Here is a 22380-nt window from a genome sequence, read left to right on the forward strand (position 1 = left end):
AGCGTGTAATCACGCTGACTGCGCCTTTTTCCCGAATCCATTGAGTCCTCCTGAAGATAGGTCAGAAGGTGTAAACCCTATTCAGGACGGGACAACACCCACAAAAAAGCCCCGCTCTGATTATTCAGTTGCGGGGCTTTTTTATGCGCCGCCACTGAATAACAAAAGTGGCAGCAGCAACAGCGATTAAGCGTCAGCTTTATTCGCAGCAGCTTTGGCAGCAGCTTCTTTGATCAGGGTCTGCAAGGAACCGTCTGCAGCCATCTCAGCCATAATGTCGCTACCGCCAACTAACTCGCCAGCTACCCACAATTGCGGGAACGTTGGCCAGTTAGCGTATTTGGGCAGATTGGCACGAATTTCCGGGTTCTGGAGGATGTCCACATAAGCGAACTTCTCGCCACAGCCCATGACGGCCTGAGCCGCTTTGGCCGAGAAGCCGCACTGCGGGGCATTTGGAGAGCCTTTCATGTAGAGCAGAATGGTGTTGTTAGCAATCTGTTCTTTAATAGTTTCGATGATATCCACGGAGCACCTCGGCTGAACTTTCCGACTCAGATGTCGGCACGGTGGCGAATTGTAACGCAAAGCCGAGCATGGCGCTCGGTCTCCCAGACAGACAATCGTCGCCATCCTGAGCCACAAATCCAAACCCGCCGTCCAAAACCACAGCATTCCCACCCTCAGAGAACGACGTGTAGATGGCACGTAGAATTGCCAAGCAACCTGAGGGCAGTGTACAACTGGGCAGCTGAGGTAAGGCACACCGCTGAAAAGGGGCTCTGCCGCGTGCTCATGCAGCGCAAGGCTCGCTCAAACCTCTAAACACGTGACCCTTATTGGCAAGGTGCGACATTTCCTTATAAGATCGCGCCTTCCCCTATTTCGTCGCCCCGTGCGGCTTTCGCCGCAGGTCTCGCCCGTTTTTCCGAAAAACCCGGCTTTGAGTATCTGCGGTCGTTGCAAAAAAGGTAGTTAATGATGAGCGCAAGGCACTTTCTCTCCCTGATGGATTGCACGCCCGAAGAGCTACTCAGCGTGATCCGTCGCGGCATCGAGCTAAAAGACCTGCGTGATCGCGGCGTTCTCTTCGAACCCCTGAAAAACCGCGTTCTGGGCATGATTTTCGAAAAGTCATCGACCCGAACCCGACTGTCATTTGAAGCCGGCATGATCCAGCTTGGCGGCCAGGCTATTTTCCTGTCCCCGCGCGACACTCAACTGGGCCGCGGCGAGCCCATTGGCGACTGCGCAATCGTCATGTCGCGCATGCTCGATGCGGTCATGATCCGTACCTTTGCCCACAGCACCCTGACCGAGTTCGCGGCCAATTCCCGCGTCCCCGTCGTTAACGGTCTGTCGGATGATCTGCATCCCTGCCAGCTACTGGCAGACATGCAAACCTTCCTTGAGCACCGAGGGTCCATCAAAGGCAAAACCGTGGCCTGGATCGGCGACGGCAACAATATGTGCAACAGCTATATAGAAGCGGCCATTCAGTTCGACTTCCAACTGCGCGTTGCCTGCCCTGAAGGTTATGAACCCAACCCTGAGTTCGTGGCCCTGGCCGGTGATCGCGTGACCATCGTTCGCGATCCGCGTGATGCCGTGATCGGCGCTCACTTGGTCAGCACAGACGTCTGGACCTCAATGGGCCAGGAAGAAGAAACCGCCAAACGCCTGGAGCTGTTTGCGCCGTACCAGGTCAACCGCGCTTTGCTCGACCTTGCCGCCGACGACGTGCTGTTCATGCATTGCTTGCCCGCTCACCGCGGAGAGGAAATCAGCCTCGACCTGCTGGACGACTCGCGCTCCGTGGCCTGGGATCAAGCTGAAAACCGCCTGCACGCACAAAAAGCGCTGCTCGAGTTTCTCGTCCAGCCTGCGTACCAGCCAGCATGAGTCAGCCGCTATTGCTTAACCTTCGAGATCTGGCCTGTGGGTACCAAGGCCAGAGCGTGGTGCAAAACCTCAACCTGCACCTTAATGCAGGCGACATTGGTTGTCTGCTCGGCTCTTCAGGCTGCGGCAAAACCACAACCTTGCGGGCAATCGCCGGTTTTGAGCCCGTGCATCAAGGTGAAATCAAGCTCGCGGGCGAAATCATTTCCAGTGCGGGCTTCACCTTGGCCCCAGAGAAACGTCGCATCGGCATGGTGTTTCAGGACTACGCTCTGTTTCCACACCTGAGCGTGGCCGACAACATTGCGTTCGGCATCCGAAAACTCCCGAACAAAGAGCGCGTCACTGAAGAGCTGCTTGAACTGGTCAACCTTAAAAACTTGGGCAAGCGCTTTCCCCACGAGCTTTCAGGGGGGCAGCAACAACGTGTTGCCCTCGCCCGTGCCCTCGCCCCCGAGCCACAGCTGTTGCTTCTGGATGAGCCGTTCTCCAACCTGGATGGCGAATTACGCCGCAAGCTCAGCCATGAAGTACGCGACATTCTGAAAGCCCGTGGCACCAGTGCGATTTTGGTCACCCACGATCAGGAAGAAGCCTTCGCGGTCAGTGACCATGTCGGCGTGTTTAAGGAAGGTCGCCTTGAACAATGGGATACGCCTTACAACCTCTATCACGAACCGTTGACGCCCTATGTGGCGAGCTTCATCGGCCAAGGCTATTTCATCCGCGGACAATTGCTCAGCCCTGAGTCGGTGCAAACCGAGCTGGGCATATTACGCGGCAATCGGGCTTACACCTGGCCAACCGGTGGCGCGGTGGATGTGCTCCTGCGCCCCGACGACATTGTCTATGCGCCCGACAGCGCGTTAAAAGCCAAAATCATTGGTAAAACATTCTTGGGCGCATCGACCCTGTACCGCTTGCAACTGCCAACAGGCAGCCAGCTGGAATCGATCTTCCCCAGCCATGCCGACCATCCGCCGGGCACAGACGTCGGTATCCGCGTTGCAGCTGAGCACTTGGTCATGTTTCAAACCAGCGGCAGCACCGCCGCACAAATCCCGCCTACCGAATCAGGCGTAAGACGTTTGAGCAGCGCCAGCTAAAGGCAGACACAAACCGGTTTTAACGCGCTTGCTCCCGATCTTTTTAAAGATCAAACGATCGCGAGCAAGCGCGCTCCTGAGCCGTCAGGCTTTGCGCCCGATACCCGCAAAAATCGCCTGCGTATGCTCAGCCAGGACGGCGGGTGCCAGTTCCACTTCCAGCCCACGTCGACCGGCACTCACATAAATCGATTCGAACCCTTTTGCGCTTTCATCAATAAACGTGCGCAAACGCTTCTTTTGCCCTAACGGACTGATCCCACCCAACAAATATCCGGTTGCCCGCTGCGCGGCCACAGGGTCGGCCATCTCGACTTTTTTAACCCCAGCTGTATGCGCCAACGCCTTTAGATCGAGACTTCCGACGACCGGTACGACTGCGACCAATAATTCACCTTTTTCGCTGCTGGCCAATAGCGTCTTGAACACTTGCGCAGGTTCGAGACTGAGCTTTTCCGCTGCTTCCGTCCCATAAGACGCGGCCTTGGGGTCATGTTCGTAGCTATGGACTCGATGTTCGGCGCGAACTTTTTTCAGCAGATCCAGTGCAGGTGTCATGGCAGCCCCTGTTGCGTGTTGGACAAAGAAAGCGATGCCGAATTTTAAGCCATTGCCCAGTAAAAAGGCGCTAGAACGGGCATCTCGGCGTTTTTTCCTGGCTGAAACGTTACATCTGCCCTACCAATTTGTAGTGTTTTCTTACAGAAAAACGTTACCAAAAACTCATATGAAAGTCAGAATGTGAATGATGGTTCACTTTCGACCTTTGACAGCCGTGTTTCTTGTCTATATTTTTTCGAATGCGAATATGCCTGTTCGTTACACGTATTCCGTTACTCACATATGAAAAGCCGAGATCAAGACGTCCTGCTTTTATGTGTTGCTGCATTGCCACCCCCGACTGACGACGTCAAAAACAACAAAAACGAGGTTTGAAATGACGACTGCAACGCAGCACCCTACGCTTTTAGGCCAATGCACAGCCGAGTTTCTTGGCACAGCACTTTTGATTTTCTTTGGGACAGGATGCGTTGCGGCTCTCAAGGTCGCAGGTGCCAGCTTTGGCCTGTGGGAAATCAGTATCATCTGGGGCATTGGCGTCAGCATGGCGATTTACCTGACGGCTGGCGTTTCCGGCGCTCACCTGAACCCTGCGGTCAGCATTGCGCTGTGTCTGTTCACTGATTTTGATAAACGCAAACTGCCGTTCTATATTCTTGCCCAAGTGGCGGGAGCCTTCTGCGCCGCCGCGTTGGTTTATACGCTTTACAGCAACTTGTTCTTCGATTACGAACAAACCCACCATATGGTTCGCGGTAGCCAAGACAGTCTCGAATTGGCCTCGGTGTTTTCGACGTATCCACACCCAGCCCTCTCGACACTGCAAGCCTTCCTGGTTGAAATGGTAATTACCGCCATCCTTATGGGCGTGATCATGGCCCTGACCGATGACAAGAACGGTTTGCCACGCGGCCCATTGGCCCCGTTGCTGATTGGCCTGCTAATCGCCGTGATTGGTAGCTCAATGGGACCACTGACGGGTTTTGCTATGAACCCTGCGCGCGACTTCGGGCCTAAGTTGATGACGTTCCTTGCTGGATGGGGTGAAGTTTCATTCACCGGTGGGCGCGATATTCCTTATTTCTTGATTCCGATTTTTGCACCGATCGTGGGGGCAACCCTGGGTGCAGCCATTTATCGCGGGCTGATCGCCCGCCACCTGCCAGAGGCCGAGTCCGTTACGGCGCCCGCCCCAACAGGTGGCGAAGTGAAAACCCAGGCTTCCTGATATCGACTTATGAAACGGGGCGCACGAGACTACTGCCCGTTACCTTCTCGCGCCCTGAAACCATTACTTCATTCTGCAAGGCAATCACATGACCGACATTCAGAATAAGAACTACATCATTGCGCTGGACCAAGGCACCACCAGTTCGCGAGCGATCATTTTCGATCGTGACGCCAACGTGGTCTGCACCGCACAACGCGAGTTCCAACAGCACTACCCGCAAGCAGGCTGGGTTGAGCATGACCCGATGGAGATCTTCGCGACCCAAAGCGCGGTCATGGTTGAAGCCCTGGCTCAAGCCGGCCTGCATCATGACCAGGTCGCTGCCATTGGTATCACCAACCAGCGTGAAACCACCGTCGTCTGGGACAAAATCAGCGGCCGCCCGATCTACAACGCCATCGTGTGGCAGTGCCGCCGCAGCACCGAGATTTGCGAGCAGCTCAAGCGCGATGGCCACGAGCAATACATCAACGACACTACGGGCCTGGTAACTGACCCGTACTTCTCCGGCACCAAACTGAAATGGATCCTCGACAACGTCGAGGGCAGCCGTGAACGCGCGCGCAATGGCGAGTTGCTGTTCGGCACCATCGACAGCTGGCTGATCTGGAAATTTACCGGCGGCAAGACCCACGTCACCGACTACACCAACGCTTCGCGCACCATGCTCTTCAACATCCACACGCTGGAGTGGGATGCCAAGATGCTTGAAGTGTTGGATATTCCGCGAGAAATGCTGCCAGAAGTGAAGTCTTCTTCTGAAATCTATGGCCGCACCAAAAGCGGTATCGCCATCGGCGGTATTGCCGGTGATCAGCAAGCCGCACTGTTCGGCCAAATGTGCGTAGAGCCTGGACAGGCCAAGAATACCTACGGCACTGGCTGCTTCCTGCTGATGAACACCGGCACCAAGGCAGTCAAATCGAGCCACGGCATGTTGACCACCATTGCCTGCGGTCCAGGCGGCGAAGTGGCTTACGCTCTGGAAGGCGCGGTCTTCAACGGCGGTTCCACCGTTCAATGGTTGCGCGACGAGTTGAAAATCATCAACGACGCGCACGACACCGAATACTTCGCCAACAAGGTCAAAGACAGCAACGGTGTGTACCTGGTGCCTGCCTTCACTGGCCTCGGCGCACCTTACTGGGACCCGTATGCCCGTGGCGCACTGTTCGGCCTGACCCGTGGCGTGCGGGTCGACCACATCATTCGCGCAGCCCTTGAGTCGATTGCCTACCAAACCCGCGACGTCCTGGACGCCATGCAGCAAGACTCCGGCGAACGCCTCAAAGCACTGCGCGTTGATGGCGGTGCCGTGGCCAACAACTTCCTGATGCAGTTCCAGGCCGACATCCTTGGCACCATGGTTGAGCGCCCACAAATGCGTGAAACCACTGCCCTGGGCGCCGCTTATCTGGCCGGCCTCGCCTGCGGATTCTGGAGCAGCCTGGATGAGTTGCGCGGCAAGGCTCTTATTGAGCGCGAGTTCGAACCTCAGCTCGAAGAAGCCAGCAAAGAGAAGCTCTACGCCGGCTGGAAAAAAGCCGTGAGCCGTACCCGTGACTGGGAACCACACGAAGAAAGCAACTAAGCCTTAAGGCCAGAACTTCAAGTTAAGGCAGACAACGGGCGCTCTTGGCGCCCGTTGTCACATCTGCCCTCAAGGCACCTGCGTGTAGCAGACCGAGCATTCCTGCGGCATCATGGGCAAATTTTGCTTCGCCGCCCAAAGGAAACTCAATGAATCTGCCTCCACGCCAACAGCAGATCCTCGAACTCGTTCGCGAGCGCGGCTATGTCAGCATCGAGGAAATGGCTCAGTTGTTTGTCGTTACACCGCAGACCATCCGTCGCGACATCAATCAGTTAGCTGAAGCCGATCTGTTGCGTCGCTATCACGGTGGCGCCGCCTATGACTCCAGCGTCGAAAACACCGCCTACTCCATGCGCGCCGACCAGATGCGCGATGAAAAGCGCCGTATTGGCGAAGCCATCGCCGCGCAAATCCCAGATCACGCCTCGATCTTCATCAATATCGGAACAACCACCGAATCGATCGCCCGCGCGCTGCTGAATCACCACCACCTGAAAATCATCACCAACAACCTGCATGTCGCATCAATTCTGAGTGCCAAAGACGACTTTGAAGTGCTCATCGCCGGCGGTAACGTGCGTCGCGATGGCGGCATCGTGGGTCAGGCCAGCGTCGACTTTATCAACCAGTTCAAGTTCGATTTCGCACTGGTGGGCATTAGCGGTATTGATTCTGACGGCAGCTTGCTGGACTTCGACTATCAGGAAGTACGTGTTTCTCAAGCCATCATCGCCAACGCCCGCCAGGTGATTCTGGCAGCGGACTCCAGCAAATTCGGACGTAACGCAATGGTTCGCTTAGGCCCAATCACCCTGATTGATTGCCTGGTCACCGATCAGCCGCCAGTGCCCGAGTTGGCCCAACTGCTGGCGCAAAACAAAATCCGCCTGGAAGTGGTGTAAGCCTCAACACCTTCAGCCACAGCCGCAGGCTGCGATAAGCGCCGACGCACCTTCGCTGCTGAAAAGCGCGTCCCCGCAAGGCTCGATCGCAGCCTGCAGCAGGGGCGCAGGCTCTCTAATGTTCGAAAATCTTCCTTTACACCCTCTTCGATGAGTTTTTTCAATCGAAGGAGGCTGGCTGCGCGTGCATTTATCCGCTAAAATTTTCGAAAATGAACATTAATGTTCGAATTCAAATATGCGTAAAGAACGCGAGGCCTGCACATGTCACTGACCACCTTGCCTGCCACACCTCTCGCTGAGGTATACGACGTTGCCGTGATTGGCGGCGGGATTAACGGGGTCGGGATCGCGGCAGACGCGGCCGGCCGCGGCCTTTCAGTGTTCCTTTGCGAAAAAGACGACCTGGCCAGCCACACTTCGTCAGCCAGCAGCAAACTGATCCACGGCGGCCTGCGCTACCTTGAACATTACGAGTTCCGCTTGGTGCGTGAAGCATTGGCCGAACGGGAAGTGTTGCTGGCCAAAGCCCCGCACATTGTGAAACCGATGCGCTTTGTATTGCCTCATCGCCCGCACCTGCGCCCGGCGTGGATGATCCGTGCAGGTTTGTTCCTGTACGACAACCTGGGCAAACGCGAAAAGCTCGCAGGTTCGGTCAGCCTCAAGTTTGGCGCAAACAGCCCGTTGAAGCCTGAGATCACAAAAGGCTTTGAGTACTCCGATTGCTGGGTCGATGACGCCCGCCTTGTCGTACTCAACGCTATGGCAGCGCGGGAAAACGGTGCCCATGTCCACACGCAAACTCGCTGTACGGGTGCTCGCCGCAACGCTGGCTTGTGGGATCTGAACTTTGAACGCGCCGACGGCAGCCTGTTCTCGATCCGCGCCAGAGCCTTGGTAAATGCTGCCGGGCCTTGGGTTGCCAAGTTCATCAAAGATGACCTGAAACTGGACTCGCCATACGGCATCCGCCTGATTCAGGGCAGCCACTTGATCGTGCCTAAACTGTACGACGCACCGAACGCGTTCATCCTGCAGAACGAAGACCAGCGGATCGTGTTCACTATTCCGTACATGGACCAGTTCACCATCATCGGTACTACCGACCGCGAATACACCGGCGACCCGGCCAAGGTCAGCATTACCGAGGAAGAAACCGACTACTTGCTCAACGTGGTCAATGCCCACTTCAAACAGCAAGTCAGCCGTGCCGACATTCTTCGCACCTACTCGGGCGTACGTCCGCTGTGCAACGACGAGTCGGACAACCCGTCAGCCGTGACCCGTGATTACACCCTTGCCTTGTCAGGCACAGCGGGTGAAGCGCCATTGTTGTCCGTGTTCGGCGGCAAACTGACCACGTATCGCAAACTGGCCGAATCGGCCATGGCACAACTGACCCCATACTTCACTCAGATCAAACCAAGCTGGACCGCCACAGCCACCTTGCCGGGCGGTGAAAACATGACCACCCCTCAAGCCCTGAGTGCGGCCTTGGTCAGCAAACACAGCTGGCTCGATGCTGCCATTGCCAAACGCTGGGCAATTACCTACGGCAATCGCTCATGGCGCCTGCTGGATGGCGCACAAAGTCTAAGCGACATGGGCGAGCACATTGGCAGCGGCCTCTACAGCCGTGAAGTGGATTACCTGTGCAACCAGGAGTGGGCACTGGATGCGCAGGACATCCTGTGGCGCCGCACCAAGCTCGGCTTGTTCACCACCTGCGAAGAACAGGAACACTTGGCGCATTACATGGCCGGCCTAAACCTTAAACACCGCAAGGTGCAAGCGGCTTAAATGACGGCTACGTAGCCGCTGCCGTTGGCTGCGATAAGGGCTTTGGCTCTTAATGAAACAGGGCTGCTGCGCAGCCCAACGCAGCCTTCGGCAGCGGCTACAGGTTATTCCCTCACTCTTTATATTCGGTTTTCCGAACACCCAAGCCGCCATCAGTTCGGCTTTCCGGGCACGCCCCTCTACTTCCCCCTCGCCAAAAACATTTAAATCCTTATAAATCAATAAGTTGATCTAAAGCATCGTCTCTGGCACGACTCATGCTCTACACTCTGGGCCGAAAGCAAAACAGCGCACAAGCCTGTTGAGCTATTCGAAGTACACCAAGGGCTCGTGAACGGGCTCAAATAAAAAAAACAATGTCGAGGAAACATCGATGCGCATCGTTCCGCAACTTTTGAGCGCAGCAATCGCCGCAGCTCTGATTAGCACTCCAGTTTTTGCAGCCGAATTGACCGGCACACTGAAGAAAATCAAAGAATCCGGCACTATCACACTCGGTCATCGTGACTCCTCCATTCCGTTCTCCTACATCGCGGATGCTTCCGGCAAGCCGGTGGGTTACTCCCACGATATTCAACTGGCAATCGTTGAAGGGCTGAAAAAGCAACTCGACATGCCTGACCTGAAGGTCAAGTACAACCTGGTCACCTCCCAGACCCGTATCCCGCTGGTTCAGAACGGTACTGTCGACGTTGAGTGTGGTTCCACCACCAACAACGCTGAACGCGCTCAGCAAGTTGATTTCTCGGTCGGCATCTTCGAAATCGGTACCCGTCTGCTGTCCAAAGCAGACTCGACCTACAAAGACTTCGATGACCTGAAAGGCAAAAACGTCGTGACCACAGCGGGCACCACTTCAGAGCGCATCCTCAAGGCGATGAACGCTGATAAGCAGATGGGCATGAACGTCATTTCCGCGAAAGACCACGGCGAAGCTTTCCAGATGCTGGAATCGGGCCGCGCTGTCGCCTTCATGATGGACGACGCCCTGCTCGCCGGTGAAATGGCCAAGGCCAAGAAGCCTACTGACTGGGCCGTTACCGGTACGCCACAGTCGTACGAAATCTACGGCTGCATGGTGCGTAAAGACGACGCTCCCTTCAAAAAAGCCGTGGATGACGCGATCGTTGCGACCTACAAGTCTGGCGACATCACCAAAATCTACGGCAAATGGTTCCAGTCCCCGATTCCACCCAAAGGCCTGAACCTGAACTTCCCGATGAGCGACCAACTTAAAGAGCTGATCGCCAACCCAACCGACAAACCAGCGCCTGACGTCAAAATCTGATTTTTGACGAGCCCCCGAGCGTGAATGACCACGCTCGGGCGCTTTGATCAGCTGCTGTACTGGCTTCTTATTGCTTCACTGAGCACTCGAACCGCTGGTTGTCGAGCGGTCACGTGTGCCCGACTGCACTGTCGGTGAGAACGGATTCCCTGAAGCAAGTGCTTGTCTATAGACCCATCTGAGGGGAGACCCTACATGAATTACAACTGGGACTGGAGCGTGTTCTTCAAGTCCACTGGCATAGGCAGCGAGACGTATCTCGACTGGTTTATTTCCGGACTGGGCTGGACCATCGCGATTGCTGTTGTCGCCTGGATTGTCGCGCTGATACTGGGTTCGCTGCTGGGCGTGATGCGCACCCTGCCGAACCGTTTTCTCTCGGGTATCGCCACGGTCTACGTGGAAATTTTCCGTAACGTGCCCCTGCTGGTACAGCTGTTTATGTGGTACTTCCTGGTACCCGACCTGCTGCCACAAAACCTGCAGGACTGGTACAAACAAGACCTCAACCCGACCACCTCGGCTTACCTGAGCGTTGTCGTGTGCCTGGGCCTGTTTACCGCTGCCAGGGTGTGTGAACAGGTGCGTACGGGGATCGAAGCACTGCCCCGAGGCCAGGAAGCCGCGGCCCGTGCCATGGGTTTCAAGCTGCCGCAAATTTACTGGAACGTGCTGCTGCCCCAGGCTTACCGCATCATCATTCCACCGCTCACCTCCGAATTCCTCAACGTGTTCAAGAACTCCTCCGTGGCTTCCTTGATCGGTTTGATGGAACTGCTGGCACAGACCAAACAGACGGCCGAGTTTTCCGCCAATCTGTTTGAAGCCTTCACCCTGGCCACCTTGATCTACTTCACCTTGAACATGAGCCTTATGCTGCTGATGCGTCTGGTCGAGAAGAAAGTCGCAGTGCCTGGCCTGATGTCTCTGGGGGGCAAATAATGGACTTCTTCGATTTCAGCGGTATTGTTCCTGCCCTGCCGGGTCTGTGGAACGGCATGATCATGACCTTGAAACTCATGGTTCTCGGGGTTTTAGGAGGCGTTGCACTCGGCACAGTGCTGGCGTTGATGCGCTTGTCGTCCAGCAAGTGGATGGCCAATCTGGCCGGCGCTTACGTGAACTACTTCCGCTCGATCCCACTGCTGCTGGTGATTACCTGGTTCTACCTGGCAGTGCCGTTTGTACTGCGCTGGATCACCGGCGAAGACACCCCGATCGGTGCGTTCGAGTCGTGCATGGTGGCCTTCGTGATGTTCGAAGCCGCTTACTTCTGTGAGATCGTGCGGGCTGGCGTACAAGCCATTCCAAAAGGCCAGATGGGCGCCGCCAAAGCGCTGGGCATGAGCTACGGCCAGGCCATGCGCCTGATCATCCTGCCTCAGGCATTTCGCAAAATGACCCCGTTGCTGCTGCAACAAAGCATTATTTTGTTCCAGGACACCTCGCTGGTTTATACCGTTGGCCTGGTTGACTTCCTCAATGCTTCGCGCTCCAGTGGCGACATCATCGGCCGCTCCAATGAGTTCCTGATTTTCGCCGGTCTGGTGTATTTCATCATCAGCTTTTCCGCCTCGCTGCTGGTCAAGCGTCTGCAAAAAAGGTTTGCCGTATGATCTCGATCAAGAACATCAACAAGTGGTACGGGGACTTCCAGGTACTGACCGATTGCAGTACCGAAGTTAAAAAGGGCGAAGTGGTTGTGGTCTGCGGCCCATCGGGCTCGGGTAAATCGACCCTGATCAAGTGCGTCAACGCCCTCGAACCGTTCCAGAAAGGCGACATCGTGGTCGACGGCACATCAATTGCCGACCCGAAGACCAACCTGCCAAAACTGCGCTCGCGCGTCGGCATGGTGTTCCAGCATTTCGAACTGTTCCCGCATATGACCATCACCGAGAACCTGACCATTGCGCAGATCAAGGTGTTGGGCCGCAGCAAGGAAGAAGCCACCAAAAAAGGCCTCGAACTGCTTGAGCGCGTAGGTCTGTCGGCTCATGCCCATAAACACCCTGGCCAGCTTTCGGGCGGTCAGCAGCAGCGTGTAGCCATTGCCCGCGCGTTGGCCATGGACCCGATCGTCATGCTGTTCGACGAACCGACCTCGGCACTCGATCCAGAAATGGTTAACGAAGTACTCGACGTGATGGTGCAACTGGCCCACGAAGGCATGACCATGATGTGCGTGACCCACGAAATGGGTTTTGCGCGCAAGGTTGCCAACCGAGTGATCTTTATGGACCAGGGCAAAATCGTCGAAGACTGTGAGAAAGAAGAGTTCTTTGGTGATGTAACCGCTCGTTCCGAGCGCGCACAACACTTCCTCGCCAAAATCCTGCAGCACTAAAGCGCAAAAACCTGTAGCCGCTGCCGCAGGCTGCGATAAGGGCCAAAGGACCTTCGCTTTTAACAAAGCCGGGGCTGCTAAGCAGCCCATCGCAGCCTGCGGCAGCAGCAACACGTTTCGTAATACCCTTACCGCGCAGTGGTTGACCCAAGGCATCTGTGATGAAATGCGACCCCAATCTTTATCGCGGTGCCCCGCCCTCACTTGCCGTGAAACCTCGCTTGCTACGCCATCTGCTGCTGCCTCCACTGATCATCTTGCTGACGATCGGTCTAGGCTATGCCGGCTATCGCATCAGTGAGCACTTTGGCATTCGCACGCTCAACGAAAGCGGTGAACGTCAGCTTGAGTTGCATGCTCGCACCGTCGAAAGCGAACTCAGCAAATACACCTACCTGCCCAGCTTGCTCGAGCTGGAATCCAGTGTTTCGCAATTACTGGCGGATCCGTCCGCGCAAAACCGGGTCACCGTCAATCAATACCTCGAAGGCCTTAACCGCCGCAGCCGCAGTCGGGCAATCTACGTGCTCGACACCACAGGCCGGGTCGTGGCCACCAGTAACTGGCGCGACACCGACAGTTACCTGGGTGAAGACCTGTCTTTCCGTGCCTACTTTCAGGACGCCGTGCGTGGCCAGCCCGGACGTTTCTACGGTATCGGCAGTACCACCGGCGAGCCGGGCTACTACCTGGCTCACGGCCTCGAAGAGCAAGGCAAGATCATTGGTGTCGCGGTGATTAAAGTCCGTCTTGAAGCCCTTGAAGAACGCTGGCAACGTGCCCGCCTCGAAGCGTATGTGAGCGATGAGAACGGCATCATTATTCTGTCCAGCGACCCGAGCAGACGGCTCAAGTCTGTACGTCCGTTGACCGCTGACATCAAAGAGCGGCTGGCGCGCAGCCTGCAGTACTACTGGTGGCCGCTCATTGAACTGCAACCCCTTGCCAGCGAGCAATTGGGCGAAGGCACCGAAAAAGTCACGTTCGCGGCCAATCCAGGGGACGAGAGCGATGACAAGGAAGTCAGTTATCTGGCCCAGACTCGCCGGCTGAACGACACCCCATGGGACATCACCTTACTCACGCCCCTGCAGGATTTACGTCGCGAAGCGGCCAACCAAGGGATGTTGGCGGCGGTAGCCTTTGCTCTGCTGGCGTTTCTGCTGATTGCCTGGAACGAGCGACGCAAAGTGATCGCCACTCGATTGGCCGCACGTGAAGCGCTGCAAGCGGCCAATAACCAGCTGGAACGCAAAATCACCGAACGCACCGCGCATTTGCGCGCCAGCAACGAGCGCCTCAAAGACCAGATTCGCGAGCGCCGCCAGGCTGAAGACACCCTGCGCCTTGCCCAGGACGAACTGGTGCAGGCCGGCAAACTGGCGGCCATCGGTCAAATGTCTACCAGCATCGCCCACGAGTTGAATCAGCCTCTGGCCGCCTTGCGCACACTGTCCGGCAATACCGTGCGCTTCCTGGAGCGTGGCGACCTGAAAGTGGCCGCAGACAACCTCAGCACCATTAATAACCTGGTCGACCGCATGGGCCGTATCACCGCTAACCTGCGCTCGTTTGCGCGACGTGGCGACGATCACGGCCAGGCAAGTCTGGGCAAAGCGGTCGATGCGGTACTGCAGTTACTCGCCAGCCAACTCGACGCGTCTGGCGTGCAATTGCAGCGCGACCTCAGCGACGTTGGACTCAAGATCGACCAAACCCGGCTTGAGCAAATTCTGGTCAACCTGATCAGTAACGCGCTGGACGCCATGCATGGTCAGCCAACAACCCCACAGTTGTGGCTTGAAGGCGAACACAGCGAAGGCAAATACCGCCTGCGCGTGCGCGACAACGGCCCCGGTATCAACCCGCAAAACCGTAAGCATCTGTTTGAACCGTTCTTCACCACCAAACCCGGCGAACAAGGCCTGGGCCTGGGCCTGACCCTGTCTGCCAGCCTGGCGGCGGCCGCTGGCGGCAGCCTCAGCGTCGAGTTTCCGCAGGCCGGTGGTGTTGCGTTTGTCCTCCTTTTACCGCTGGTGCAACCCGCTAAGGCCGAGCCGATATGAACCACGAGCTGACCGTCCTGATTGTCGAAGACGACCCCCATGTCCTGCTCGGATGCCAACAGGCGCTCGCGCTGGAAGACATTCACAGCGAAGGCGTGAGCAGCGCCGAACAGGCGCTGGCCTTGGTCGGGGACAACTATCCCGGCATCGTCATCAGTGACATTCGTTTACCGGGGATTGATGGCCTGGAGTTGCTCAAACGCCTCAAGGCCCGCGATCGCAGCCTACCGGTGGTACTGATTACCGGGCACGGCGATATTTCCATGGCTGTGGGCGCGATGCGTGATGGCGCTTATGACTTCATGGAAAAACCCTTTTCTCCCGAGCGGCTGGTCGAAGTGGCACGCCGGGCGCTGGAACAACGCAGCCTGGCCCGTGAAGTCTGGTCGCTGCGTCGGCAACTGGCCGAACGCGACTCCCTTGAAGGCCGCATCATTGGCCGCTCGCCGGCCATGCAGCAATTGCGCGAATTGATCGCTAACGTCGCCGATACCTCGGCCAACGTGCTGATTGAAGGCGAAACCGGTACCGGTAAAGAGCTAGTGGCCCGTTGCCTGCACGACTTCAGCCGCCGTCAGCCCCAGCAGTTCGTCGCGCTCAACTGCGGCGGGTTACCGGAAAACCTGTTTGAAAGTGAAATCTTCGGCCACGAGGCCAACGCCTTCACCGGGGCGGGCAAGCGTCGGATCGGCAAAATCGAGCATGCCCACGGTGGCACATTGTTTCTCGACGAAGTCGAAAGCATGCCGCTCAACTTGCAAATCAAACTGCTGCGCGTCTTGCAAGAGCGCACGCTGGAGCGCCTGGGCTCCAACCAAAGCATCGACGTGGACTGTCGGGTGATTGCAGCCACCAAATCCGATCTCGACCAACTGAGCAAGGCCAGCCAGTTCCGCAGCGACCTGTATTACCGCTTGAACGTGGTGACCCTCGAACTGCCGCCTTTGCGCGAGCGTCGCGAAGACATCCTGCAATTATTCGAATACTTCCTGCAGCAGTCGTCCCTGCGCTTCGACCGCACGGCGCCCGAGCTGGACAACCAGACCCTGTCCAACCTCATGAGCCATGACTGGCCGGGCAACGTACGTGAACTGCGCAATGTGGCCGAGCGCTTTGCCTTGGGCTTGCCCGCGTTTAAAAAAGCCGGCAGCAACGCGTCGCAAGGGCTGGGCTTTTCAGAAGCGGTAGAAGCCTTCGAGCGCCACCTGCTCAACGATGCGTTGCAACGCAGCGGCGGCAACCTGACCCAGGCCAGCCAGGAGTTGGGCATGGCCAAGACCACACTCTTCGATAAAGTTAAAAAATACGGGCTCACTCACTGATGGATCTGATACTTAAAGCGGCTCTGGGCGCTGGTGTGGTGATCATTCTGGCGATGCTGGCAAAAACCAAAAACTATTACATCGCAGGGTTGGTCCCGCTGTTCCCGACTTTTGCCCTGATTGCACATTACATCGTCGGCAAAGGGCGTTCCGTCGACGACCTGAAAACCACGATTGTGTTCGGTATGTGGTCGATCATCCCCTACTTCGTCTACCTCGCGACGCTGTATGTGCTGGTTGATCGGTTGCGGCTCGAAGCCTCGTTGGCGCTGGCAGCGCTGGCATGGTTGATGGCTGCGACCGTACTGGTCAGCGTCTGGGTACGCCTGCACGGATAGCCCCACACGCTCCTACCGTAATCAGACAACAGGCACGCGCCTTGCATTTACCCCTTAAAGCCCGCCAGGCCTGGTTCGGCGGCGACTAAATGGGGTAAATAGCACGTTGAATATTCTCGATCTCGATCATAGCCTGACCGCTCAGGCGCCTATTGCGCAGCGGCTGGTCGATGGCCGCGCTACACGTCTCGACTTGCTGGAGTTGGGCCCAAAACTGCGCCTGTGGTCCACCGAACGCAACTATCAGCGCTTCGCTAAAAGTCTGCTGCAACGAGCGAAAAAGCCTGCAGACAAACCTGAATTGTTCTTCATTGGTTCCGGCGACTATCACCATTTAACCCCGGCGCTATTGACCGATCTGCCCGAGGCAGTGACGTTGATTCACTTCGACAACCACCCCGACTGGGTCCGCTTTGCACCCCGCCGTCACTGCGGTTCGTGGGTCAATCGCGCACTCAAACTGCCGAACATCAAACGCATCATCACCCTCGGCCCGTGCAGTGATGACCTGCAGAGCCCGCAGTTGAAGGGCGGTAACTTGGGCGCTCTGCGCCGCGGCGACTTGCAGCTATTTCCGTGGCAACACGCCCCCACCAAAGTCTGGGGCCGGATCGGCGATGGTCCTGGCCATGAGCAACACGAAAACCTTCTGCACTGGCACAACCTGTCCGAACAGGACTGGCCGAGCTTTATCGATCAGCTGATCCTGGGCCTGCCTACAGAAGCGATATGGATCACTATCGACAAAGACGTCCTGGCCAGTGAAGACGCCGCCACCAACTGGGATCAAGGCGGCATGCGCCTCACCCACCTGCTGCACGCCATCCGCGCTCTGGCCGCCCGTAAACGTGTGCTGGGCATCGATGTGTGCGGCGAGTTTGCCAAGGCGCCCCACAGCAACTTGCTAAAACGCTGGGAAGCCAAATCCGACCAACCGCCGCCCCAGCGCTGGAGCGACGCCGACCTGTTGCGCAACTGCGACACCAACGAGGCGCTGATTTCGCTGTTTGAGGAGCTGTTCCCGTGACCCTGATTGTCATTGTGCTGGTGGCGTTCTCCATCGTGCTCGATGTGATCGGCCAGCTGTGTTTCAAGAGTGGCCTCGACCGCTTGCCCGAGCTTGAAGGCGGCTTTCGCCTTAATGCCTTTTGGGGGCAGGTGTTTAACGCACCGATGCTCTGGGCCGGGATCGGCGCGTATGTGATCGAGTTTTTCGTCTGGCTTGAAGCCCTGTCACGCGCCCCCTTGAGCCTGCTTTTTCCGGCCGCGGCGCTGGCGTATTGCGGCGTGGTCTTCGCCGGCAAAGTGTTCCTCGGTGAGCATGTCAGCCGTCGGCGCTGGATGGGCACACTGGTGATTACCCTCGGCGTGATGCTGGTCTGCATCGCCGGGGCTTGAGGAGATGAACCATGGGTAACACTAAAACGCTGAACAGCACACCCAGCGGCTGGCTGCACGGTCGCTTGGGCACTGTTGTGCTGTGGGCGCTGCTGATCGCCCTTGAAAGCGGCGGACAAATTGCCACCAAAGTCGGCGGCGATCAATTGGGCCAGATGGACTTCACCCTGCAATGGTTACAGGCAGTGATGCTCAATCCGGGGGTTTGGGTCGCGATTGCCTGCTACATCGGCGCGTTTTTCGTATGGATGCTGATTTTGCGCCGCAGCAGCCTGTCACTGGCCTTTCCGCTGAGCTCGCTGGTGTTTGTGGGGGTTTTGCTGGGGTCATGGCTGGGGCTGGGCGAACACATCAGCGCCCTGCACTGGGTGGGCGTGGCAGTGATTATTGGCGGAATTGCATTGCTGGCAGAGGGTGAGCCGCAGCACTGATCGTTAAAATACAGCACACTTTGTAGCCACTGACGAGGCACGAAGGCTACGATGCGGGACCGCTGTCTGGAGCTCGCTTCGCAACCTATCGCAGCCTCGTGCCTCGTCCGCAGCTACAGCGTTTCATGCCGGCAATGGTTAAAACTTATAGCTCACGGCTGTTTGTACCGTGCCTTGGTTCACATCACCCAACTCTTTAACAATGCTGCTGTCGGCGGCAGAACCTACGAGGTGTACCCAGCTCGCGCTGGCCACCAGCGACCAATGCTCAGCCAGCGGAAATTCAACGTTCTGGGTCAGGGTCACGTTCTGAAAACCGCCACTGGCGTTGTACCGAGAGATCCCCGAAGCCTGGGCTTGGGCTTCGCTCACGCCAAAGAACGTCGACATTTGCCGGCCATCAGCGAAGTGCGCCGCCAACTGGCTGCTGCCGGTAATCCCCAGCCCCAGCGGATAACCCAGTTCCCCCCCAACCTGTCCCAGCACGCCGCCCTGCCCGCCCGCAGCGCCTACGGCCTGACCGACTTGTGCATACACACGCCAGAAATCAGCCGGGCTGTATTGCACAAAACCGCCGAGCTGCGCCATGTCTGACACATCACGCAAACCGCGCAACGAGCCATTGGCGTTCCGACCCGGCAAGTAGTTGATAAACGGCCCGGCCGTCCAACCATCAGCATTGAGCGCGCTCCAGGTCAGACCATCGTCGGTATTGAGGCTAACATCGCCCCAGTCCACATCGAAGTACGGTAACGGCACAGTCTGATAGCGGCTGCCACTCGGGTCGTACGGCTGATAACCCACCCCGACACCCACTTCTCCGCTGGGGCCGTCCGCTGCGTGCGCAGCCGCACCGACGCTCAACAAAGTGAGCAGCAAAAATGCAGGTAATGGCGTTTTCATGACACGGGCTCCATAAAAATTCATGCGCGCATCAATCTCTTTTTTAGCCGCACGACGCAAGCACTGATGTTGTTTGTAGCGAGCTACAAAAATTGTAGCTCGCACAGCCAGATTGTCCTTAAACAGCGACCAAAGCCCCAGCCAGCAGAGCGTTTTCAAGTTGGCACAGTCAATGCAATCACCTGTTTATGCGCAAAGTGCGCCTCTCCTCAACAGGACAATGCAGATGATGCAATGGCATATCGTGTGTGATTTCGACGGGACCATTACCCGTACCGACGTCATCGACAACATTCTTCAACGCTTCGCCGACCCAAGCTGGGAGACGATCGAAGAACAATGGGTGCAAGGTGAAATCGGTTCGCGTGAATGCCTGAGCCGCCAGCTGTCGCTGGTCAAAGCCTCACCAGCTGAGTTGCTGGCCTATTTCGACACCGTTGAGATTGACCCGGACTTTCCGGATTTCGTTGATCACGTCATCAGCCTTGGCGCTTCCATTGAGGTGGTCAGCGATGGCATCGAGCAAGGCATCGCCCGCATTCTGGCCCGCCACTACGTGACCCTGCTGCCGATCCTCGCCAACCGTTTGCGTCAGGTCGACCAGAACAGCTGGCGCATCGATTTCCCATACTCCAGCGACGCCTGCCGTGCGGCCTCCGGCAACTGCAAATGCAAGTCCACCCCCAGCGGCAAACGCGTACTGGTGATTGGTGATGGCCGCTCCGACATGTGCGTGGCGTCCAGCGCCGACTTCGTATTCGCCAAAGACAGCCTGGCCGAACACTGCGAACGCAACGGCATCCCGTACGCGCGCTTCGACACTTTCGCCGAACTCCCGGCCTTGCTCGCCAAATTGCCAAGCAATGCCGCTAACGCACCTCATTATTCTCGTGACCAGCAGGAACTCTTCAATCATGTCTGATATCCGAATCGCTACCCCTGAAGACCAAGTTCTTCTGGAAAAAGAAGCTAAGTACTGCTCATACGGCGACACCGTTCACTACATCGAACCACCGCGTATTTTCAGCCGCTGCGAAGGCTCTTACGTCTGGGACACCGAAGACCAAGCCTACCTCGACCTGCAAATGTGGTACTCGGCCGTTAACTTCGGTTACTCAAACCCACGGCTGAACAACGCCCTGAAACAACAGATCGACACCCTGCCGCAGATTGCCAGCCAATACCTGCACAAAGGCAAGATCGAGCTGTCGGAGCGCATCGCCGTCGACGCTAAAAACAAGTTTGGCCTCGACGGTCGCGTGCATTTCAACGTCGGCGGTTCGCAGTCCATTGAAGACTCGCTGAAAGTGGTCCGTAATGCCACCAACGGCAAAAGCCTGATGTTCGCCTTCGAAGGCGGCTACCACGGCCGTACGCTGGGTGCGTCCTCGATCACCTCGAGCTACCGCTACCGTCGCCGCTACGGCCACTTCGGCGAGCGCGCCAACTTCATCCCGTTCCCGTACCACTTTCGCGGCCCCAAAGGCATGACCAAAGAAGAATACGGCAGCCACTGCGTACAGCAATTCGCCCGTCTGTTCGAAACGGAATACAACGGCGTGTGGGACCCGAAAGTCGGTCAAAGCGAATACGCCGCGTTTTACGTGGAGCCGATCCAGGGCACCGGCGGCTACGTGATTCCACCGATGAATTTCTACAGCGAACTCAAGCAAGTGCTGGATCAACACGGCATTTTGATGGTGGTCGACGAAATCCAGATGGGCTTCTGGCGTACCGGCAAGCTGTGGTCGATTGAACACTTCGACGTCAAACCCGATGTGATCGTGTTCGGCAAGGCGCTGACCAACGGCCTCAACCCGCTGGGCGGCATCTGGGCCCGCGAAGAACTGATCAACCCGAAGGTGTTCCCGCCGGGTTCGACTCACTCCACTTTCGCCTCCAATCCGCTGGGCACCGCAGTGGGTCTGGAAATGTTCAAGATGACCAGCGAAATCGACTACGGCGCGATGGTCATGAAAAAGGGCAAATACTTCCTGGAAGGCCTCAAAGACCTGCAGAAACGCTACCCGATCATCGGCGACGTCGATGGCTTGGGCCTGGCACTGCGCTGTGAAATCTGTGGTCCGGACGGTTTCACCCCAGACAAGGCAACCCTGGACTACATGGTTGAGGAAGGCATGAAGGGCGACATCGAAATCGACGGCAAGCGTCTGGGTCTGATTCTGGACGTGGGCGGCTACTACAAAAACGTGATCACCTTGGCCCCGTCGCTGGAAATCAGCTACGCCGAAATCGACTTGGGCATCGCCCTGCTCGACCGCCTGCTGCATCGGGCGATGAAACGGTGAACGCGGCCGCTTTCACCACAGGTGATATAAATCTGGGAGAAGGCGACGCCGGGTTCGTTCTCGGCACGGGTGAGGTCGGGATTCTGTTGATCCACGGCCTCACGGGCACCCCGACCGAATTGCGTCGGGTGGCCCAGGGCTTGGCCAAGGACGGTACGTGCACGGTGTACGTACCGACCCTGGCCGGGCACTGCGGTGACAACAGCGACCTGCAAGCCACCGGCTGGCAAGACTGGTACGAAGGCGTGCGCAAAACCTTCGCCGGCATTCGCCAACGTCATCAACAGGTGTTCGTCGGCGGTTTGTCGATGGGCGCGGTGATGTCCATGTACGTGGCCAGCGAGCACCCCGGCCAAGTGGCAGGCTTGCTGATGTACTCCACCACCCTGCGGTATGACGGCTGGAGCATCAACAAACTGGCGTTCATGACCCCGCTGCTGATGAAAATCCCGGGCGGTGTACACCTTTGCAGCTTTGAAGAAAAACCGCCCTACGGCATCAAAAACGAGCGCTTGCGGGCGATTGTCGAGCGCCAGATGAAAGCCGGCGAAAGCAGTAATGCCGGGCTGTTGACGATGGAAGGCGTGACCGTGCGCGAACTGCACCGGATGAACGCAGTGGTGAAAAAGCGCATGCCGTCGATCACCACACCCGCCCTCGTGCTGCACTCCATCGAAGACGACATCACCAGTCGCTGGAACGCCGATTATGTCGAACGTCATCTCGCCGGCCCAGTGACCAAAGTGCTGCTCGACAACTGCTACCACATGATCACGGTCGACCTGCAATACCGCCGCGTGATTGAACTCAGCGACGCTTTCGTGAAAAACAACAGCAGCATTTCGCAGCACACCATTGAGTATTTGCAACAAGCCTGAC

General features: G+C 57.1%; 23 protein-coding genes. 20 read left to right on the plus strand and 3 right to left on the minus strand.

Translation table 11 applies throughout. From position 1 onward, the window contains the following. The coding region (locus ACIQYF_RS16960) for a hypothetical protein (RefSeq protein ID WP_402864127.1) at nt 1–190 on the plus strand (190 nt) is incomplete at its 5' end. Here the strand turns inward: ACIQYF_RS16960 and grxD are convergent. Beyond that, nucleotides 187–528 carry a Grx4 family monothiol glutaredoxin gene (gene grxD, locus ACIQYF_RS16965; protein WP_402864130.1) on the minus strand — a complete coding sequence of 114 codons (342 nt, stop codon included), beginning with the start codon at nt 526–528 and terminating at the stop codon, nt 187–189. The genes ACIQYF_RS16960 and grxD overlap by 4 nt on opposite strands. 453 nt (nt 529–981) lie before the next feature. Between grxD and argF the strand changes: the two genes are divergently transcribed. Beyond that, entirely contained in the window at nt 982–1902 is a 921-nt protein-coding gene (argF, locus tag ACIQYF_RS16970; RefSeq protein WP_402864133.1) for an ornithine carbamoyltransferase, read from the plus strand. Then, nucleotides 1899–3008 carry an ABC transporter ATP-binding protein gene (locus tag ACIQYF_RS16975; RefSeq protein WP_402864136.1) on the plus strand — a complete coding sequence of 370 codons (1110 nt, stop codon included), beginning with the start codon at nt 1899–1901 and terminating at the stop codon, nt 3006–3008. The genes argF and ACIQYF_RS16975 overlap by 4 nt, the downstream gene beginning before the upstream one ends. An 84-nt stretch (nt 3009–3092) precedes the next feature. Here the strand turns inward: ACIQYF_RS16975 and ybaK are convergent, their stop codons facing one another. After that, on the minus strand, nt 3093–3566 hold the full coding sequence (gene ybaK / locus ACIQYF_RS16980) for a Cys-tRNA(Pro) deacylase (protein ID WP_402864139.1): 474 nt from the start codon (nt 3564–3566) through the stop codon (nt 3093–3095). 379 nt (nt 3567–3945) lie between these two features. On the opposite strand from ybaK, the gene ACIQYF_RS16985 reads away from it, so the two are divergent. From ACIQYF_RS16985 to ACIQYF_RS17050, 14 genes are all read left to right on the plus strand, one after another. Further along, nucleotides 3946–4797 (plus strand): MIP/aquaporin family protein, encoded by an 852-nt coding sequence (locus ACIQYF_RS16985; RefSeq protein WP_402864142.1) that lies wholly within the window; start codon nt 3946–3948, stop codon nt 4795–4797. A gap of 88 nt (nt 4798–4885) precedes the next feature. Next, nucleotides 4886–6391 carry a glycerol kinase GlpK gene (gene glpK, locus ACIQYF_RS16990; protein ID WP_402864145.1) on the plus strand — a complete coding sequence of 502 codons (1506 nt, stop codon included), beginning with the start codon at nt 4886–4888 and terminating at the stop codon, nt 6389–6391. Between the two features lie 149 nt (nt 6392–6540). Next, nucleotides 6541–7296, plus strand: a complete 756-nt coding sequence (locus tag ACIQYF_RS16995) for a DeoR family transcriptional regulator (RefSeq protein WP_402864148.1) — start codon at nt 6541–6543, stop codon at nt 7294–7296. Between the two features lie 264 nt (nt 7297–7560). Further along, nucleotides 7561–9099, plus strand: a complete 1539-nt coding sequence (gene glpD, locus ACIQYF_RS17000) for a glycerol-3-phosphate dehydrogenase (RefSeq protein WP_402864151.1) — start codon at nt 7561–7563, stop codon at nt 9097–9099. Nucleotides 9100–9472: 373 nt separating this feature from the next. Continuing rightward, a complete protein-coding gene (locus ACIQYF_RS17005; protein WP_402864154.1) occupies nt 9473–10387 on the plus strand; it encodes a glutamate/aspartate ABC transporter substrate-binding protein in 915 nt (304 codons plus the stop codon). A gap of 195 nt (nt 10388–10582) precedes the next feature. Next, nucleotides 10583–11329, plus strand: a complete 747-nt coding sequence (locus tag ACIQYF_RS17010) for an amino acid ABC transporter permease (protein ID WP_402864157.1) — start codon at nt 10583–10585, stop codon at nt 11327–11329. Continuing rightward, nucleotides 11329–12003: an amino acid ABC transporter permease gene (locus tag ACIQYF_RS17015; RefSeq protein ID WP_402864160.1), complete on the plus strand. Its 675-nt coding sequence runs from the start codon at nt 11329–11331 to the stop codon at nt 12001–12003. The genes ACIQYF_RS17010 and ACIQYF_RS17015 overlap by 1 nt, the downstream gene beginning before the upstream one ends. Further along, entirely contained in the window at nt 12000–12734 is a 735-nt protein-coding gene (locus ACIQYF_RS17020) for an amino acid ABC transporter ATP-binding protein (RefSeq protein ID WP_019410994.1), read from the plus strand. The genes ACIQYF_RS17015 and ACIQYF_RS17020 overlap by 4 nt, the downstream gene beginning before the upstream one ends. Nucleotides 12735–12895: 161 nt before the next feature. Further along, on the plus strand, nt 12896–14800 hold the full coding sequence (locus ACIQYF_RS17025; protein ID WP_402864164.1) for an ATP-binding protein: 1905 nt from the start codon (nt 12896–12898) through the stop codon (nt 14798–14800). Further along, nucleotides 14797–16122 (plus strand): sigma-54-dependent transcriptional regulator, encoded by a 1326-nt coding sequence (locus ACIQYF_RS17030; protein WP_402864167.1) that lies wholly within the window; start codon nt 14797–14799, stop codon nt 16120–16122. Before ACIQYF_RS17025 ends, ACIQYF_RS17030 begins: the two co-directional genes overlap by 4 nt. Nucleotides 16123–16130: 8 nt before the next feature. Next, nucleotides 16131–16460 (plus strand): GlpM family protein, encoded by a 330-nt coding sequence (locus ACIQYF_RS17035; protein WP_402864368.1) that lies wholly within the window; start codon nt 16131–16133, stop codon nt 16458–16460. A 106-nt stretch (nt 16461–16566) separates the two neighbouring features. Further along, nucleotides 16567–17487, plus strand: a complete 921-nt coding sequence (locus ACIQYF_RS17040; protein ID WP_402864170.1) for an arginase — start codon at nt 16567–16569, stop codon at nt 17485–17487. After that, nucleotides 17484–17858, plus strand: a complete 375-nt coding sequence (locus tag ACIQYF_RS17045; protein WP_402864173.1) for an EamA family transporter — start codon at nt 17484–17486, stop codon at nt 17856–17858. Before ACIQYF_RS17040 ends, ACIQYF_RS17045 begins: the two co-directional genes overlap by 4 nt. Before the next feature lie 11 nt (nt 17859–17869). Beyond that, a complete protein-coding gene (locus ACIQYF_RS17050) occupies nt 17870–18289 on the plus strand; it encodes a transporter (RefSeq protein ID WP_402864176.1) in 420 nt (139 codons plus the stop codon). 138 nt (nt 18290–18427) lie between these two features. Here the strand turns inward: ACIQYF_RS17050 and ACIQYF_RS17055 are convergent, their stop codons facing one another. After that, a complete protein-coding gene (locus tag ACIQYF_RS17055; protein WP_402864179.1) occupies nt 18428–19192 on the minus strand; it encodes a MipA/OmpV family protein in 765 nt (254 codons plus the stop codon). 226 nt (nt 19193–19418) lie between these two features. On the opposite strand from ACIQYF_RS17055, the gene ACIQYF_RS17060 reads away from it, so the two are divergent. The 3 genes from ACIQYF_RS17060 to ACIQYF_RS17070 are packed head-to-tail and all read left to right on the plus strand — an operon-like array spanning nt 19419 to nt 22379. Continuing rightward, nucleotides 19419–20114 (plus strand): MtnX-like HAD-IB family phosphatase, encoded by a 696-nt coding sequence (locus tag ACIQYF_RS17060; protein ID WP_402864182.1) that lies wholly within the window; start codon nt 19419–19421, stop codon nt 20112–20114. After that, nucleotides 20107–21501, plus strand: a complete 1395-nt coding sequence (locus ACIQYF_RS17065; RefSeq protein WP_402864185.1) for an aspartate aminotransferase family protein — start codon at nt 20107–20109, stop codon at nt 21499–21501. Before ACIQYF_RS17060 ends, ACIQYF_RS17065 begins: the two co-directional genes overlap by 8 nt. Next, nucleotides 21498–22379, plus strand: coding sequence for an alpha/beta hydrolase (locus ACIQYF_RS17070; RefSeq protein ID WP_402864188.1), 882 nt, complete (start codon nt 21498–21500; stop codon nt 22377–22379). The genes ACIQYF_RS17065 and ACIQYF_RS17070 overlap by 4 nt, the downstream gene beginning before the upstream one ends. Nucleotide 22380: the final 1 nt, after the last annotated feature.

Source organism: Pseudomonas sp. NPDC096917 (assembly GCF_044762555.1).
Classification (GTDB): domain Bacteria; phylum Pseudomonadota; class Gammaproteobacteria; order Pseudomonadales; family Pseudomonadaceae; genus Aquipseudomonas.